This is a genomic window from Vibrio sp. 1-Bac 57 (genome assembly GCF_037546855.1).
Classification (GTDB): Bacteria; Pseudomonadota; Gammaproteobacteria; order Enterobacterales; family Psychromonadaceae; genus Psychromonas.
Map to the genome: position 1 here is coordinate 24,383 of NZ_JALAAC010000012.1, position 17,074 is coordinate 41,456.

Here is a 17,074-nt window from a genome sequence, read left to right on the forward strand (position 1 = left end):
AATTATTCCTCTCCCCACTGTTGATAAATTAAATCATTCAAATTGCATAATAACGGCATAAAGACCTGTAATGCGATGGATTCAAAAGCTTGCCAATGGTCTTCAATGTTATCAAAAAGACGATTAATATAAGGGTCATTGGCTTCGGCATAACCTCGACTATTATTAAATACTTTTAAAGCTGCTTGTTGGCCAGCTGCACGAGTATCAAAACTGAGTTCATCTAATACAAAAACATTAGCTTGTAATTGGCAAACGGCCTCACACCATTGGTAAGCGCTTTCAACAAAAAACGGTAAGGCTTGCTGTAAACCCTGCTCATATAACGCTAACAGTTCCGATAAACGTTTATGCGCATAATCCGCGGGGATCTCTTCAAAATAGTGCCCCTTAGTTTGACCAAATAAAGTCGCATTGAGGTGTTGTCCGTGCACAATGCAATAACTCAAATGTTCAACCCAAAGTTTTAATAAATCTTTACCTTTAATATTGCCCGGTTTAATGCGTACTAATCCATTTTCACAGTGGTCATCTAATGCACCAATTAAGCGTTTATTATCAAAGGGAATATCGACCTGTATTTGCTCAATATCGCCAATGAAATAACCACTATATACTCCCGCTAAATCCACCATTACCTGCAAATCTTTATTAAAGATCAAGGTAGCAAATTCACCAACGGGTAACTTACCCTGTGCTTGTAAACCAACATATAACTCAGTTAATGCTTGATCATCTAATCCATTCTCAAATTGCTGCTTTTTAAGCATATATTGTTGCAGGTTATCTAAGGCAAAGGGCTCGTCGTTTTCTTGGTCAATTTCATCAATCTCAAAATACACATTCAAGCCTTGATTAAAAAATGCGCGACAAGGGTTTTGTAAAAAGCGAATCAATGACGTTAATTCAACGTGGTCACTTTGTAATAAAGGCAAGGGCTGGTTAATTTCACCTTCCGCTACAGGCGCTTTCGTTAATGCCTGCCACCAAGATTGTTGATAGGTTTTTTGCTTACCTTGAAAGTATTGCTCACTAAAACTCTGCATAGGATAGTGATGCGTTAATGAAGCTAATAACGCTTTTTCTAGTTGCCCACTTTCTAGCTCGCCGCTTGCAATTAAACTCACCGATTGGCTAGCAAGCCTGAAACTCTGCTGAATATAATTGAGCAATTCACTGACTAACACACTGGGCATTTTTTCGCTGTTATCACTGATATCTTTACCAATGTAACTAACATAAAAGTTAGATTGCGCCGATAACAACGCTTCTAAAAACAGATAACGATCTTCATCTCGACGTGAACGGTCACCACGCTTGCGGTGCCCAACCATTAAATCAAATCCCATGGGTAATAAAGAACGCGGATATAATCCATCATTCATGCCTAACAAACATACCACTTTAAATGGGATAGACCGCATTGGCATCAGCGTACAAAAGTTAACTTGCCCAGCTAAAAAACGTTGGCTGTTAGATTGGCTAGAAAGGTGTTCTTGTAAATACTCCACCAGCACCATTAAGGCTAAGGGTTGATCAAATTTAGCCTGCGCGGTTTGTTCCGTCAGCGCTTGCATTTGCTGACGGATTTGACTGAATAAAGCACTGTTATCTTCATCTTCAAGATAAAAATCATCAATCAACTGATTAATAAACAACTGCCATTCCGCGCAACTAACTTCTTGGTTTAAATTAGTTTCTAACACAATTAAAGTATCAACAAACTCAATAAAGCGGCCTAACAAATCTCCCTGTAAACCCTGCACTTCATCGTAAGGCGCAATGCCTTCAAATAGATTGTCGCTCATGGCATAACCGAGCAACATACGTTTTAAACCAAACAGCCAATTATTTTGTGTTAATGCAGGCAGCTCCCATTGGATGGCCGAATTATCATTAAGTCCCCAACGAATACCACTTTCAGTGATCCAGTGTTGTAATAAATCAAACTCATCTTGCTTAATCGCAAATCGATTTAAAATAGCCGGCACTTCTAGCAAGGCTAAAATATCTTCGCGGGTATAACGGCTTTGTTGTAAGTTCAACAACTGTAAAAAACTCGCCAGAATAGGATTCTCTTGCTGCGCACTGACATCTGAGATAGAAAAAGGAATGCTGATACTGCTACCAAAGCGACTGAACACGGCTTCAACATAAGGCGCATAGGCATCAATATTTGGCACCATTACAATAATATCTTTAGGTGTGAGCTTTTTATCATGCTCAAACATAGTCAATAAATTATCGTGTAATACTTCCACTTCACGCATCACGCTGTGACAAGCATGTAAGCTCAACGAGTTATCGTCATCATTAATTTCAATACGCAGCGTAGGGTCAACCAAGGTTTGTGCCGAACTATCGGCTAAATCTAAAATGTCCGCCTGAATATTGTGTAAAAGACTATCGCGGTCAATATCTACAAAGGCATCAATCTCTTGTTGTTCAAGGCTATATAATTGGTATAAAAAGTCACGTCCCATCTTACCCATTGACGCCAGTAAAGGATTACCTACTTCACTTTCCACATCACCACTACTCGCCCAGGCTAAATGCGCCGCATCTTTTTGCCAACTCGTCGCCGTTAGTTCCGCAACAGCGCCTGCTTCAACACTGACTTTTGGACGCGATTGCGCAAAACGTTTTGCAAGCAGTTTAGGGTCAACAATGTCACCCCAGTAATAACGACAAGGATTGGTTAATAAAAAATGCACATCACAATGTTCTGCCAAACCTAACAAGGCCTGCAGGTAAGATTCCGGTAGAGAGGAGATACCAAAGACAAAAATACGTTTTGGTAAATGGCTTAATTCAGCCGTTGTTTTAGTCTCGAGTGTACTTAAAAAATCTTGGTACAGACCCGCACGGTGATACGCTTTACCCTGTGCTTGAAACCCTTGTTTAATGCTACTAACCAATAAACGCCATAACTTAGCTTGCCAAAGATGCGCATCCAACCAATCGGGTTGTAAGTGTTCTAAGCTCACTTGGTTATCTTCAAGTGTTTCCCAGTTATCAATCCACTCCGGTCGATACACTAAATATTGGTCAAAAATGTCCGCAATTTTACCGCTCAACTGAAAGCGTTTACGCAGATGGGTATCATCTTTTAAATAATCATTTAAGGCATTGAAATCTTCATCTTCTAAACAATCAGGCAACAACTTCATTATCTGCCAGGTCATGGATTGTTTATTAAACGGACTGTTATCGGGCACATCTTGTAAAACATGTTTAAATTGCTGCCAAATAAAACTCGCTGGCAGTGGGAAATCAATATTCGCCGCGATCCCCGTTGATTGTGCAATCTCTAATTGTAGCCATTGGGCCATACCCGGACTTTGCACGAGAACAGTTTCATTTTCAAAAGGATGACTTAATGGCGATTGCTTCATCAGCGCCAACACCAGCTCTTTCAGCAAGCTTATTTGATTGGAATGGTAAACTTTAAACACACGCGTCACCTTTTAAGAGAATTGTTTTTATTGGTTTTTCTTAATAAGCCTAAAATAGCATAACTATCATTAGAGTAATCAAAAAAGTAAATTTAATCATTGGGTTGGGGAGCTTCATGTGTACAAAGACTATCTACTTTAAAACTTTTAGGTTTACCAAAGAAAGACTCGACGCCACTTCTAAAAGATTCTATAGGATCTAAATATAATACTCGAAGATTTGAAATTGCTCTTGAGCAGGCTACGTAAAGCAAGTTACGACGCTCTATAAACTCTTCACTTTTAGGATTTCTAAAAAAATCACTAAAATATTCTTTCTGATTTGCAAATGAATTCTCCATAATTATGACTACATTTTCGTACTCAAGTCCTTTTGTACTGTGATAAGTATGAAATTTGATTCTATCAGTACTAGTATCATTAATAAATTCGTACCATTTAATATAATCACTTAAGTTTATGTTTAATATATGATCAATCTTTGGAAGCCGTTCCTCTTCTGTTATCGAACCACTAGACGGTAGCTGATCATTTAAAAGTGAGCAAAAGCTAGCTACTGAATACTTGAATCCATCAAAAGGAAAAAGTTCTTTTATTTTAGTTTTATAAAGTAATGTACCTTCATCATATAACTGAAATATTCCAGTTATAAAATCAGAAAAAGTCTTAGCATCTTTATCTATTAGTTTTTGCAATTCTGAAACGTAACATTGAGCTTCAGACATTAAAATCGGCATTTCCTTTTTGGGTAATAGATCTTCAAGAGGTCTACTTTTATTTAAAATCATATTCCGAAACTCCATTACTCCCCAAATGAATCGAATTGTATTATCTAATTTATTTAAATCTTTACTAATAAGCTTTTGAGCTTGTTCTTTAAAAAAAAAGAAATCTTTAAAGCTAGTATAAAGTGTTCTAAAGCCACTAAGTTCCGCTAACATTTCATTCTTTAAAACTAAACAATCTACATTTTCACCTTGAAAAGATAACTCTTTATTAACGAATTCATAAACTAATTTGGATGAATCAAAAGGTTTATCATCTATCAACTGATGAAATGAAAATGTACCACCAATATTATTTTCATAAATACTTTCTTGTAATAAGTTATCGGCTCGAAATGTGTTGAATATATTAATAATTTCATCACGAGATCTTCTATTGTATTCTTTGTAAATGTACTTTAAATTTCCATGGTACTGATTAAGCCTATTTGAGATTCCATCAGAATAAATACTTTGCATGACGTCACCAAAGTAACCAATTAATGGTTTTCTATTCGATTTATTATCTGTAGTTAGCTTGGAAAGAAGTTCAACAACATTAGGATTAGTATCTTGATATTCATCTATTAATATATATGGGTAAGAATCAATAATAATTTGGTTAAACATTGGGTATTTTAAAGATAATGCTAAACCATACTCAAGTAAGGTGTCATGACTAATAATCATGTAATGAAGCCTATCACTATTAAAATTAGCATCATATTTAACTGTATTATTCTTACCCGATTTAATGTCAGAAAGACACCGGTTTAATTTATCTATGCCATACAAAAAATTGATTGAATTTATAAACTTTCCTTTATTTCTCTGAAACTTATACCCTATAGCCCTAAGTTTTTCCTCAAAGTCACCTTTAAGATCTTGAGAGTTATAATAAAGATTCTTAACCTCTTTCTGCATAAAATAATTATAAAAATCTTTTAAAGCTCCGCTTTCAAGCCATTGTTCGTGACAACTCCCCATAAAACTAGCATTCAAAGAAACTAATTTATCCTTTATTTTAATGACATGTTCTCTAAGTAAAGCATCTTGATGTAAATGAATTAGCTCCCAAATCCTTTCGTGAATAGTCGAAACTTTAACGATATTACTATTACCAAAATTTAACTTAATATTTTCAGCAGCCGCATTAGTATAAGTTATACAAAGTATATTTTGATTTCTATTTGAAATTTCCTGTCCGTACTTTTTAAGTATATATTTCAGACTTTCTATCAAAGCATATGTTTTTCCAGATCCAGCTCCAGCATCAAAAAAAAAGCTTGAATTTTCATCAATGGACTTGTTAATTTTAAGTTGAACTGATTTTTCATTTACTAGTTTTTTTGGATCTTCTGTTAGTTTTTTCATAATACTTATTCTCGCTCAGATAGTAGTTTTAGAAATAGAATTATTTAACTTATCAGTTAACCATGTTAAACCATCTTTTATATATTTCGGGAGGTATGGTGATTCACTATCTGAAGTGATTATTTTGTATAGAAGTGTATTGGCAAACTCACTTTTACTTGAGGCTAGCTTACATTGCCATTCAAAAGATTTTGCTATCGAATTTTTTTTATCTTCTTGATCCCCAGTTCCAATTATGCTTTTGTATATTCTAGGCTTTAGTTCTTTAAGTACACAATTAAGAATATCATTATCATAATTTGTAAGTATATAAGCCTCTTCGAAACTTGAAGCTATATAACCTTCTATAGGATCTTTTTGAAAAACAACTTTGAAATTATTTTCACAAAAATATTCCAACTTATCTGGAAGTAATTTACTTTTCTTTACATCGTCATCGATTGATTTATTACTACATGGGGTTACAGAATCACAAATATAATTATGTAAGACTACATTTGTTGTTTCATCAGCATTAAGGTTAGATATTTGCTTGAAAGTAGCAGGTTTTGCTTTTCCTTTATCTGCATTAGCTCTTTTGATATCTAGATCTGTAATAATTAAACAAGGTATTTTTAGTATGTCTATAAGTGGTTTATAAATATGTGCATAAGCGCCTGCTATATTAAATACCGATATTCCAAATTTAAATAATTGATCAGATTCATTAATATGATGCTGAATTAAATGCTCTTCAGTTATACCTTCTACTAAAATAATTGCATCAGAAAAGAAAAGTTCAGAAACTTTATATTTAATATGCTTTTTCAAAAACTTTAATGCATTAAGATCTGAGTCAGTAGAAGAGGATTTAATTTTACGATCATTTAATGTCACAACATTACTAAAATTATCTTCATCTGTAGTAATATAATTAATGTTATTAAAAGTATTACTACTGTGTATTTTACTATTTACAATATGTGGAGAATGGGTAGTGATAATTAACTGACTATTAATATTTTTTTTATCTTCACCAGTTAATAAAGCACTCAGAGCATCATCAATATTTTTAATAAACAATTCCTGCATTTGAGGATGCATAAAATTTTCCGGCTCTTCAATACAGATTAAATTAACTTTGTCATGTGTTATTCTTTCTTCGTACTGTTCAATATAATCTATTATTTGACCGAGTATTTTCATTAAGTTAGAGTATCCTAGGCCAAACTGACTTTCTGGTATGTAATTATTATTCTCTTGAAACTCATAACTAATCAATTTCTGAAACAATGAATCAAAATCCAAATCAGACCTTAAATGAACTAGCATATTTTTATCGTCAATAATATTGCGAACTACATTATTAACCGATTCCTCATGAGAACTTCCAACATGAGTATCCATAAAATCGTTTATTTCAGATATTTTATCCTCAAGCTTAATGCGATTATCATTTTCTTCATTTCTTAACTTGTATTGAACAATTTTATTAAAAACTGAAGAAAGTGTTGTATCCCCATCATCTAAATTAGCTTTTATTACTTTCAAATCGAGTAAGTTATTAATATTAAAAATAGAACTACTAACCTCCTTGCCTTTGATATCAAATATTGTTCTTTTAAATTTACTCAAATCTATGACTTTAAGAAACTCAGAAAATTTAACCTGTTTCTTTCTCTTTAATGCCTTCACAAACAATTTATGTATAAACTTTTTATACTGTTCAGATTCAACGATACAAAATTTTACCTCAATAATCACAGCTTTCTGCACTTCAAACTTCTCAACTGGGATAATGCTTCTTAAGTTTTGGACTGATATAGATTTAGGGTCTCCCGCAAGACCAACTTTTAACTTAAAACTCATTGTAGGTAAATCAATTTTATCTAACTTAATATGCTCATCTATATCTGTGTTATGCTCATATATTCCTATATATTCTGAAAATAGAGAATTCATATAGTTCAGATTAAAAGATGTACCTTTGATCTCATCACTGTTGATAATTTGATGTAAAGCTTTTGTTACAGTCGTTTTTCCTGCATTATTTTTACCTATAACAAGAGTTGTGGCACAAGCAACAAAACTTTTTTTGTCTGATGGATCCTGTATCGTTTTATTATAATCAGATTGAACAAACTCAATTTTATTATTTTTAGTGCCAAACTTTCTAAAGTTTGTTATTTCTAATGACTCTAAGTACATAAACGTCCCTTCAAATTAACTTAAAAAAATATAACAAAAACAATAACATTAAATATAAAAAACAAAATGATTAAGCTCAGATTTTCAATAAAAGAATAAAAAATGGGGGTCAAGTCTTTCATTTTGAATTATTTTTCAAGAGAAAAAACCTACTCCTGCAACTTGAAATACAACGAAAACAATCAATATCAAACAGTTACAATAAAACCTTACTCAATGTGGCTACAACTCCCCCACCGTTGAGCTTTCCCAAATCATTCATTGCTTTTAGCAAATCCAAACAGGATGTTTGCCTTAGGCTCGTTCTAGCCATCGATGGCCAGAGCGAGCCGGTGCGTTAGAAAAGCAATGGATTATTTGGATAAGAAAGTGATTCGGTGGTCAGTTTCTTTGAGTTGTTGGTGGGTCATGGGCTTTATAATGAGTATCATTAATTTATCTATCTGGGGTGTTGTGGGTGGCCTTTGGTGGAAAGTGCTAGGTTACTAGTAAAAGTACTGCGAAGATCATCCGGTCAGGTATTGCCTTTTTTAAGTTAACTATTTTAAGTTAACAAAAATCTTACCAACTTTGATTACGTCTATTCTCTCCGTTAAAAAGCAATGATCTTAGATTGTTTCATGTTGATAGATATATCGACGACTTTTATCAATAACCATTTATAGGTAAAATAGAAGAAGATGAACTTATATCAACCCTAACTGCCTCAAGAAGGCATAATTAACTCTCTAGGAAGGAAAGCAATAAATGAAATATTCGACTTTAATCATTTTAGGTGGATTAATGCTTAGTCATCAAGTATTTTCTCAAAACAATGGACAAAACACATCTAAATGTTACACACAAAATTCAAAAAATAGTAAAGGATGCCAAGTAACTAATGGTGCGACTCAACAACAAAAAGCATCAAAAGCCAAAATACAAGGGCAGCAAAAAGTAGTTGTAAAAACACCACAAAAAGTAATCTTAAAAACACCACAAAAAACTGTAAAAACTCAGCAAAAAGTAGTCGTAAAAAAACCACAAAAAACTGTAAAAACTCAGCAAAAAGTAGTCGTGATTAAATCAGCACCAAGAGGTTCTAGTTTAGTTTTGCAAACGCAACAACAATTAAACCGTCTTGGTTTTAATGCAGGCCCAGCAGATGGTCTTATGGGCAAAAAAACACGTCAAGCGATTAAACTTTTCCAAAAGAGAAACAATATCCATGTTGATGGAAAAAGCACATCAATATTGTTAATTAAGCTGAAAAAGAAATAACTCATCAATAATCAAAGTATTAGACTTGATTGCAAAAAAATGCATTTTTTCAACAATAATTGAGTCGCTTTATCGAATATTGATGATGTAAAAAATGTAAACGAGAAGCTTTTAACTTCTCGTTACTTTGCTGTTTTGTTAATCAATTTCGTTAATAAGTTTTGTTAATAAACTTTTACTCTTGCTAGGTTAAAGATGAAAAAAAAAATGGGGGTCAAGTCTTTCATTTTGAATTATCTTTCAAGAGAAAAAACCTGCTCCTGCAACTTAAAATGCAGCGAAAACAATTGAAACAAGCAATATCAGATAGTTACAATAAAACCTTACTCAATGTGGCTACAACTCCAAGAACTAATGGGGTCAAGTCTTTCATTTTGAATCATCTTACAAGAGGAAAAACCTGCTCCTGCAACTTGAAATACAGCGAAAAAATTGAAACAAGCAATATTAGATAGTTACAATAAAACCTTACTCAATGTGGCTACAACTCCCCCCACCGTTGAACTTTCCCAAATCATTCATTGCTTTTAGCAAATCCAAACAGGATGTTTGGCTTAGGCTCGCTCTGGCCATGGATGGCCAGCAAGAGCCGGTGCGTTATAAAAGCAATTGATTATTTGGATCAGAAAGTGATTCGGTGGTCAGTTTCTTTGCCAACTTTCTTTTCTGATAAAAGAAAGTTTGGTCGCCGATAGGGCGAAAGCACTGTCAATAAACATCAAGCAGACTGGACGAGTGCAGACGAGCTAAACAAAAAGCGGTTATACCATTCCGCATAATTAGTTGGTCAGACTCATCCAATCTCTAGTACACATTTTTATGACTCTTTGACTATCACTGACAAAGTCATTCCACGCATCACAAACAGCATCAAAAAAATGGGGGTCAAGTCTTTCATTTTGAATTATCTTTCAAGAGAAAAAACCTATTCCTGCAACTTGGAATACAGCGAAAATAATCAATATCAAATAGTTACAATAGAACCTTACTCAATTTGGCTGCAACTTCCCCACCGTTGAGCTTTCCCAAATCATTCATTTCTTTTAGCAAATCCAAACAGGATGTTTGGTTTAGGCACGTTCTAGCCATGTTATGGGCAAAAATACGCTTCTGGTAAGAAAAAGATGGTCGCCGACAAGGCGAAAAAATAGTCAATAAAAATCAAACAGGCTGGACGAGCCCATACGAGCTAAAACAGAAAGCCGCTACTAGCAGCAACAAACAGAAAGTGCTCGATACCCATAAACCCCAACAGATAAATAATATTTATAATCAATTATTTAAATTAAAACTTAATGAAAAATCACTTCAAAATAATGTGGTGCTCTTTTTTCACCTTCATGCAAAAGCAAAGACCTGCTCCAAACCATTCTAACTGTTTTACCCCACTTTCTGTCATACGGATTAAGCCACCTTCACTTAAAAAATGAACCTAATCATTCTATCCAATAATGAATTTTTAGGGACGAGTAACGTTTCAAAAGAATTAACTTAATATTCTCGAATTCAAGTAATAAGTGTACTCGAAATACAGATGACATGAGTGCTTTGTTACTTATCTTTATAAACGAAATAAAAGCACCTTATTAATCACATAATAATCAAATAAAAAGAAGTTTATAATATTTTTTAGATTATCATAAGCGCGGTTTGATGATTTTTACTTATTTTATTAAGTTTTTCACTTTTTTATAATTCAACCATTATTTATTAAGATAAAACGAAATAATCATCAGAAAGCATACATGACTGTATATATAACATTATGATTTTAGGTTAAATACTTATGATTAGATGTAGTTTGATCTAGAAGCTCGCATGAGCTGAATGCTGAATCGACTATATCTTATTTGCAAAGTAAAGTTACCGTAGAAATTATTTCCTATAAAAAATAGTTACGTAACAAGGAATACTAGGATGAAATTTTCATTTACTAAATTAGCTGTAATAGCGGCATTATCGCTAACTTCATTTACAACTAATGCAACGATTATCATGGGCGAATTAAGTATTGAGGAAAACGGTACTAATTTAATGACAGCCTCGAATGGAAAAACTTATGCAGGATGGGGTGAAACTTTGCATTCAAGTTACGCGGAAACAAAGGCATTAACACAGACTGGAGGTTTGTACGAAGGTTTCTATATTGCAAATAGATCTGAAGCAGCAGATTTTTTCACTTTGGCAACAGGTGTTACAGTACCTGATCGAGGCGATCAACACTCGTCGCTTAGTGTGACTTTATCCGGTGAATTAGGGCCATATTGTGCAGGACCAAATCAGCCGCAATTTGGTTGTGGTGATTATACGCTTGGACACCCAAGTGAAGGTGATGGACTCACATTTTGGTTCGATGAAGGGACTACTGATGAGTACGGGAGAGCTAAAGTAGGAAGAATGACGCTATACGGGTATGTAAATCTATGGTTCTGGCACGATAACCTTGATTATGACTGGGATTGCATTCCGGGTCCATGTGGAGTTGAAAGTTTTTACCCTAACAAGTCAAACTCAGCGTGGCTAATGGTACCTGCGCCAGCTACCTCGGCTATATTAGTAATAGGGCTTTTAGGTTTTAGATTAGCTCGCAAGCAAAAAAGAGTTTAATAGCGTCGAAGTTTTCCATATAACAAAGTTCTGTCCCCCCACAAACTTTCATAGATAAATGATATTTAAAATTAACTAATGATTAAAAACGGGGGGTATTATTTTTTGCTCCCTGAACCACTCCTACTCATACAGCATGATTCAACACGGCTACTACATTCCACTTTCGAGTTTCATTTAATGAAAACTCATTCTAGAAATCCCGTGCAAAATCCATCAATTTAATCATATTTCCTTTAACTTTTCCATGACATTAATTTGTCTTTATGCATTTAAATAATTAATAAATTTATGGTCAAAATACAATTAAAGCGTAGACTTAACTATATGTTTCACAGTGTTTGTGATTTTATTTTTAGGTTATTTTATGGAATTCAAAGATTATTATAAAATACTCGGTGTCAGCAAAAATGCTGATGTTAAAGATATTAAAACAGCCTACCGAAAACTTGCCCGCAAGTATCATCCTGACTTAAATCCTGCTGAAGGTGTTGGCGAAAAATTTAAAGAGATCGCTGAAGCTTATGAGGTATTAAAGGATGACGGTAGAAGAGCAAAATTCGATGAGATCCTAGAATATGGGGATCAATCAAGCCAAGGATTTCAGCCTCCGCCGGGATGGCAACAAGATCAACATGCGTACCAAGGCGATCCTAACGCTGATGCACACTTTTCTGATTTTTTTAATTCCATTTTTAGTGGTGGATTTGATCAATCACATTTTCATGGACAGGCTCAGCAACATCATTCTAGAGGCCAAGATGTTGAAACGGAACTGGCTATGTCATTGCAAGAGACGCTGCATCAGCAAATTAAAACGGTTCACTTTAAATTGCCTGTTTCCGAAGGTGGAAAAACACATCAAATTAAAAAACAATTAAATATAAAAATACCGCAAGGTGTTATTAATGGTGAGCGTATTCGTCTTAAAGGCCAAGGAAAGCCGGGTTATGGCGGTGGTGAACCGGGTGATCTTTATCTGCATATTCGTGTAAATAACCATCCCCTTTTTGATGTTCAAAAACATGATTTAGTATTAACCTTACCGCTTGCACCTTGGGAGGCAGCGCTAGGAACCAAGGTCACTGTACCGACGTTGGATGGCAAGGTGACGCTAACAATCGCTGCCAATACTCAATCCGGTACAAAATTGCGCGTTAAAGGTAAAGGCTTAAAAAGAAAAGATAAGTTGGGTGATCTGTTTGTGGTTATTAATGTGATCATACCGCCTGTCAGCAATGATAAAGCAACCCAATTATGGCAAGAGCTTGCAAAAAATTCAGCTTTTGACCCACGGGTTTCATGGGGAGAATATCTATGATGCGCAGATTAACGGTGATTTCACTCAATGAGTTATGTCAATTAGAGAGAATTGAGAGTCATCATATTATTGAAATCGTTGAAAATGGCATTGTCAAACCCATTGCTAATGCCAACAGTGAGGACTGGGAGTTTGACACTTCGAGTGTTCATTGGATAAAAAAAGCGGTGCGACTCCACCAAGATTTAGAAATTGATTGGCTAGCGGTGGCCTTACTTATCGATTTAATTCAACAAAGGGATTCGTTACAAAGAGAAAAAGAGTTTTTTCAACAACAATTGAGGCGGTTTACTCAGCATTAATAATGCCAATATAAATACACCAGTATAAATACACCAATAAAGAACGAGAAGTGATTGCTTTCTCGTTCTTTCTATAACCAATAACAGCGCTTATTGCCGTCATAAAAAAGCAGGTAAGAAACTAGGTAAAAGTGATGTTACTTAAAGAGCCTTTCGACGAAACATGTCTACCTTTAACTGACACTCATCCCCTAGCCAACATGCATATTTAGTATGATCGTCTAGGTCGTTTCCTGTTAAAGGGTGAACAAATATACTCAACCCTTGACGCGACTCTTCAAGCCAAGGAATAAGTTGTTCAAAATCATTCGATGCAAAAAGGATTTGGCAACTCCAGCATGGATGAGGCCCGACCAATTTTTGATGTACTCTACCTATTTTTAAATTGAATAAATCCCCTGCTTTTTCACATAATTTTGCTGCAAACTCTACTGTTGTCTGGTCAAAATAAACATGTGCATGATAATTATCATGAAGATTAATAGGTCGTTGAGGTTGGTTCATTTCGTTAATTCCCCCTATTTTACTTTGATTGTTAGCGTTTTCTATTGTTCGCACTATGTGATCAATTAATGGCAATCAATTAATGGCAATCAATTTATACCCGATACCCATCATAAAGTCAGTGGTTATTACTGTCTATTAAATAGATGTTTAATCATATTCGTTCTTTAGGCATGTGATTAAGCACACCTGCTAATAATTCATTTTCTTGGGGCATTTCAATGGTTCGACTGTCCCACACTCTTTGACGAATATTGGCGGGGTTTGCTAACAGCGAAGTTGCTTGTTCACGAGTAAGTGGTTTACTAAATAAATATCCCTGAATTGCATCACACTTTAAGTTTTGTAATACATGTAATTGAATATCAGATTCAACACCTTCTGCAATCACATGTAAACCGAGACTATGAACCATAGCTATAATAGCGCTCACTATTGCGGCACCTTGTGCATGGTCGGGAAATTCTTTTAGGAATGATTTATCAATTTTCACCGTATCAATGGGGAATAGTTTTAAGTAACTAAGTGATGAATAACCAGTACCAAAGTCATCCAATGAAATACGCATACCTGCTTTATTCAATTCATTAAGATTCAACTCAACCATTTTAATATTATGGATCAATGCTGATTCGGTGATTTCTATAACTAATGAATCCGGTGTAAGGTTGGCTTGCTTGATCGTCGACAAAACTTTATTCGCGAAGTCTGGTGTTCGAAACTGTACCACTGAAAAGTTAACCGCTAAGGTTAGGTGCTGATGACCAATATCATGCCAGACTTTTAACTGTGTGCATGCTTTTTGAAGAACCCAGTTACCAATATCATCAATTAGCCCTACATGCTCTGCAATTGATATAAACTCTTCAGGAGAGACTAAGCCCAGTTTTGGATGGTACCAACGCAGTAAGACTTCAAAGCTATCAATTCGCCCAGTTTCTAGTGTAATAACAGGTTGATATTCTATAGACAGTTCATTGCGTTCAATGGCTCGATGTAACTCCCCTTCCATATATAATTGAGACTTGGCATGTTGATTTGTCTCTTTGCTGTAATACAGACAAACTTCCTTACCTAAGGTTGCTTTAGCTTCTCGTAATGCAATCCCCGCATGTGTGAGTAACAGCTCCGTGTTTTCACCATCACTTGGATATACACTGGCACCGATGCGAGGATCTAAAAAGAGTTCAGTATCCTCCACTTCAACAGGTTTCTGCATACAACTAAATAAACGTTGGATTATCCATGTTGCTTCTTCCTGTTTTTTCATGTCTGTTAGTAGCACCACAAATTCACCACTATTGGTGCGAGAAAGATTACTTCCCATTTTTTCAACGTTATCAATCATTACAGAATCTGCAGATCGTAGTGTCTTTTTTAAACGCTTGGCGACTATATTGATGACTTTATTATTCGCCGCTTCTCCGAGCGTATTTTTAATGATTTGTGAAGCATCAATATCAATAATTAAGATTGCAAATAACGTATTTAAACGCAAGCTACGTTCAATACTTTGTTTAATACGGTCAATCAAAACTATTTGATTCGGGAAATCATTAATGTCATTTAAATCAAACTGATTCGTTTTTTTTGCGTAAATTAAAGCTTCTAGTTCTATTATACGATGATGTAAATTTTGGACTGTCGTTTGATCTGTTCGATTAAACTCAGGCACAGGGAGTATCACTAATTTAGACTCATTATTGCTCGCGATTACTTTTTCGCTATTTACGCTAGTTTTCTCTTGCGTTATTACACTGTTTCGCTTGATAGGTGGTGCCATTGCTTTGTCACCAGACTCAATCATAGACCAACGAACCACCTGATTACGCCCCGACTTTTTAGCAGAATAAAGTGCTTTATCGGCAATATCGATAATGAATTCCGGTGTGAATCCTCCTCCTGAAATACTTGAAACACCAAAACTAGCGGTAAAAGGAATGATGCCATTCGCTTCACCACTTTTATCATTGTTAACCACTGAGCGAATACGTTCGGCAATATCAGCAGCTAGTTTTTCATCAACTCCTGGCAGCACAATACAAAACTCTTCACCACCGTAACGACCTACTAAATCGTCACTGCGCGCAGTTTCACTTAAGATTTGAGCAAGTGATTTAATGACCATATCACCGGTGGCATGACCGAAACGATCATTGACTAGTTTAAAGTGATCAATATCTAGCATGATGCAACTAAGTGTCTCGTCATCCTCCATCTCACTCAATAAGGTTGCAAAACCTTCAAAGAGTGAACGGCGGTTTAGTAATCCGGTTAAAGGATCGCGTGTTGCTAATACTTGTAGTTTTTTATTTTGACGTGTTATTTCTTGTTGGCTATGTTTTATTTGGCTTAGTGCTCGCTCTAACACAACATTTTTATTTTCTAATTCGGTGATATCATCAAAGGTCACAACCACACCACGAATATCAGCATCGGCTGTTTGAATCGGTGCAATATTAACGGCAAAACTCAAGTTTTCTTTTAATTGGGTGCATAACTTTAAGTTTGAATGCTCTGTTTCAAAACCATCTAATAATAACTGCCAAGGCAAACGATAAGGCTCATCGCTTTTCTCATTGTCTGTTGGGCTCCAATCAAAATCTGATAGATTTTTACCAATTAAGCTAGCTGAAGGCTGACCTAGTTTTTGTTCAAAAGCGGTATTAACAAAAACAATTCGTCCATTGTTATCAAGTATGACTAAACCTTCAGCGAGTATATTCAAGGCAGCACTAACACGGTCAGGAATTACGTTACTTGGGTCTAGTTCATTGAGTGCTCGTTTTAGGAATAACCAAAATACGAAAAATCCAACAGTTAATATAAATATAATAATGGTGATAATAGAGCCGGCTCGCTCAAATATAGTAGGGTTACCATTCAGCGGTTTAAAACTAACCTCTAACGCTCCCCAACGCCCTTCTTTCCCGTGAATAGGTACCAATATATTAGCAACAGTTGAAGCACTTTTATCAGTTAAGTGCCAAGAGTTAAGGTGATCCCCCGCACTCGAGATAAGTTGTTTATCGGAAGTTCGTAAACCCAGTGAGTTAATGCTTGTATTCTGCTGCTGAAGCGAATGCATTAATAATGTAACAGAGCGGATATCACCTTTCATTACATCTGCGGATACTTGTACCGCTAATGATTCAGCAATTACTTTACGTGCATTGAATTCAGCCAATTTTGAATTTGGAATAAAGCCCAAAAAATCGGCAACGAGTAACAAACTGACCGTGAGCATGCTAAGCCCAATAGCAAGACGAACAATAGGAGATATTACAGGTACTTTCATAG

The 17,074-nt window shown here is 35.1% G+C and carries 9 protein-coding genes; 4 read left to right on the top strand and 5 right to left on the bottom strand.

What is annotated here, in order from left to right:
• Positions 1-2: 2 nt before the first annotated feature.
• The 3 genes from recC to MT391_RS09810 form a co-directional block, all read right to left on the bottom strand.
• Positions 3-3,455: an exodeoxyribonuclease V subunit gamma gene (recC, locus tag MT391_RS09800; protein WP_499497775.1), complete on the bottom strand. Its 3,453-nt coding sequence runs from the start codon at positions 3,453-3,455 to the stop codon at positions 3-5.
• A 92-nt stretch (positions 3,456-3,547) separates the two neighbouring features.
• Positions 3,548-5,593: a UvrD-helicase domain-containing protein gene (locus tag MT391_RS09805; protein WP_499497776.1), complete on the bottom strand. Its 2,046-nt coding sequence runs from the start codon at positions 5,591-5,593 to the stop codon at positions 3,548-3,550.
• A gap of 15 nt (positions 5,594-5,608) precedes the next feature.
• Positions 5,609-7,780, bottom strand: coding sequence for an AAA family ATPase (locus MT391_RS09810; protein ID WP_499497778.1), 2,172 nt, complete (start codon positions 7,778-7,780; stop codon positions 5,609-5,611).
• A gap of 747 nt (positions 7,781-8,527) precedes the next feature.
• On the opposite strand from MT391_RS09810, the gene MT391_RS09815 reads away from it, so the two are divergent.
• The 4 genes from MT391_RS09815 (at position 8,528) to MT391_RS09830 (ending at position 13,270) form a co-directional block, all read left to right on the top strand.
• Complete coding sequence (locus MT391_RS09815) at positions 8,528-9,040, top strand: peptidoglycan-binding domain-containing protein (protein ID WP_499497780.1); 513 nt, start codon at positions 8,528-8,530, stop codon at positions 9,038-9,040.
• Positions 9,041-10,957: 1,917 nt separating this feature from the next.
• Positions 10,958-11,647 (top strand): hypothetical protein, encoded by a 690-nt coding sequence (locus tag MT391_RS09820; protein WP_499497782.1) that lies wholly within the window; start codon positions 10,958-10,960, stop codon positions 11,645-11,647.
• Between the two features lie 367 nt (positions 11,648-12,014).
• Positions 12,015-12,968, top strand: a complete 954-nt coding sequence (locus MT391_RS09825; RefSeq protein WP_499497784.1) for a DnaJ C-terminal domain-containing protein — start codon at positions 12,015-12,017, stop codon at positions 12,966-12,968.
• Positions 12,965-13,270, top strand: coding sequence for a chaperone modulator CbpM (locus tag MT391_RS09830; RefSeq protein ID WP_499497786.1), 306 nt, complete (start codon positions 12,965-12,967; stop codon positions 13,268-13,270). Before MT391_RS09825 ends, MT391_RS09830 begins: the two co-directional genes overlap by 4 nt.
• 141 nt (positions 13,271-13,411) lie before the next feature.
• On the opposite strand, the gene MT391_RS09835 is transcribed toward MT391_RS09830, so the two are convergent.
• Positions 13,412-13,774, bottom strand: a complete 363-nt coding sequence (locus tag MT391_RS09835) for a DOPA 4,5-dioxygenase family protein (protein WP_499497788.1) — start codon at positions 13,772-13,774, stop codon at positions 13,412-13,414.
• Positions 13,775-13,928: 154 nt separating this feature from the next.
• Positions 13,929-17,072: an EAL domain-containing protein gene (locus MT391_RS09840; protein WP_299660699.1), complete on the bottom strand. Its 3,144-nt coding sequence runs from the start codon at positions 17,070-17,072 to the stop codon at positions 13,929-13,931.
• Between the last annotated feature and the right edge of the window lie 2 nt (positions 17,073-17,074).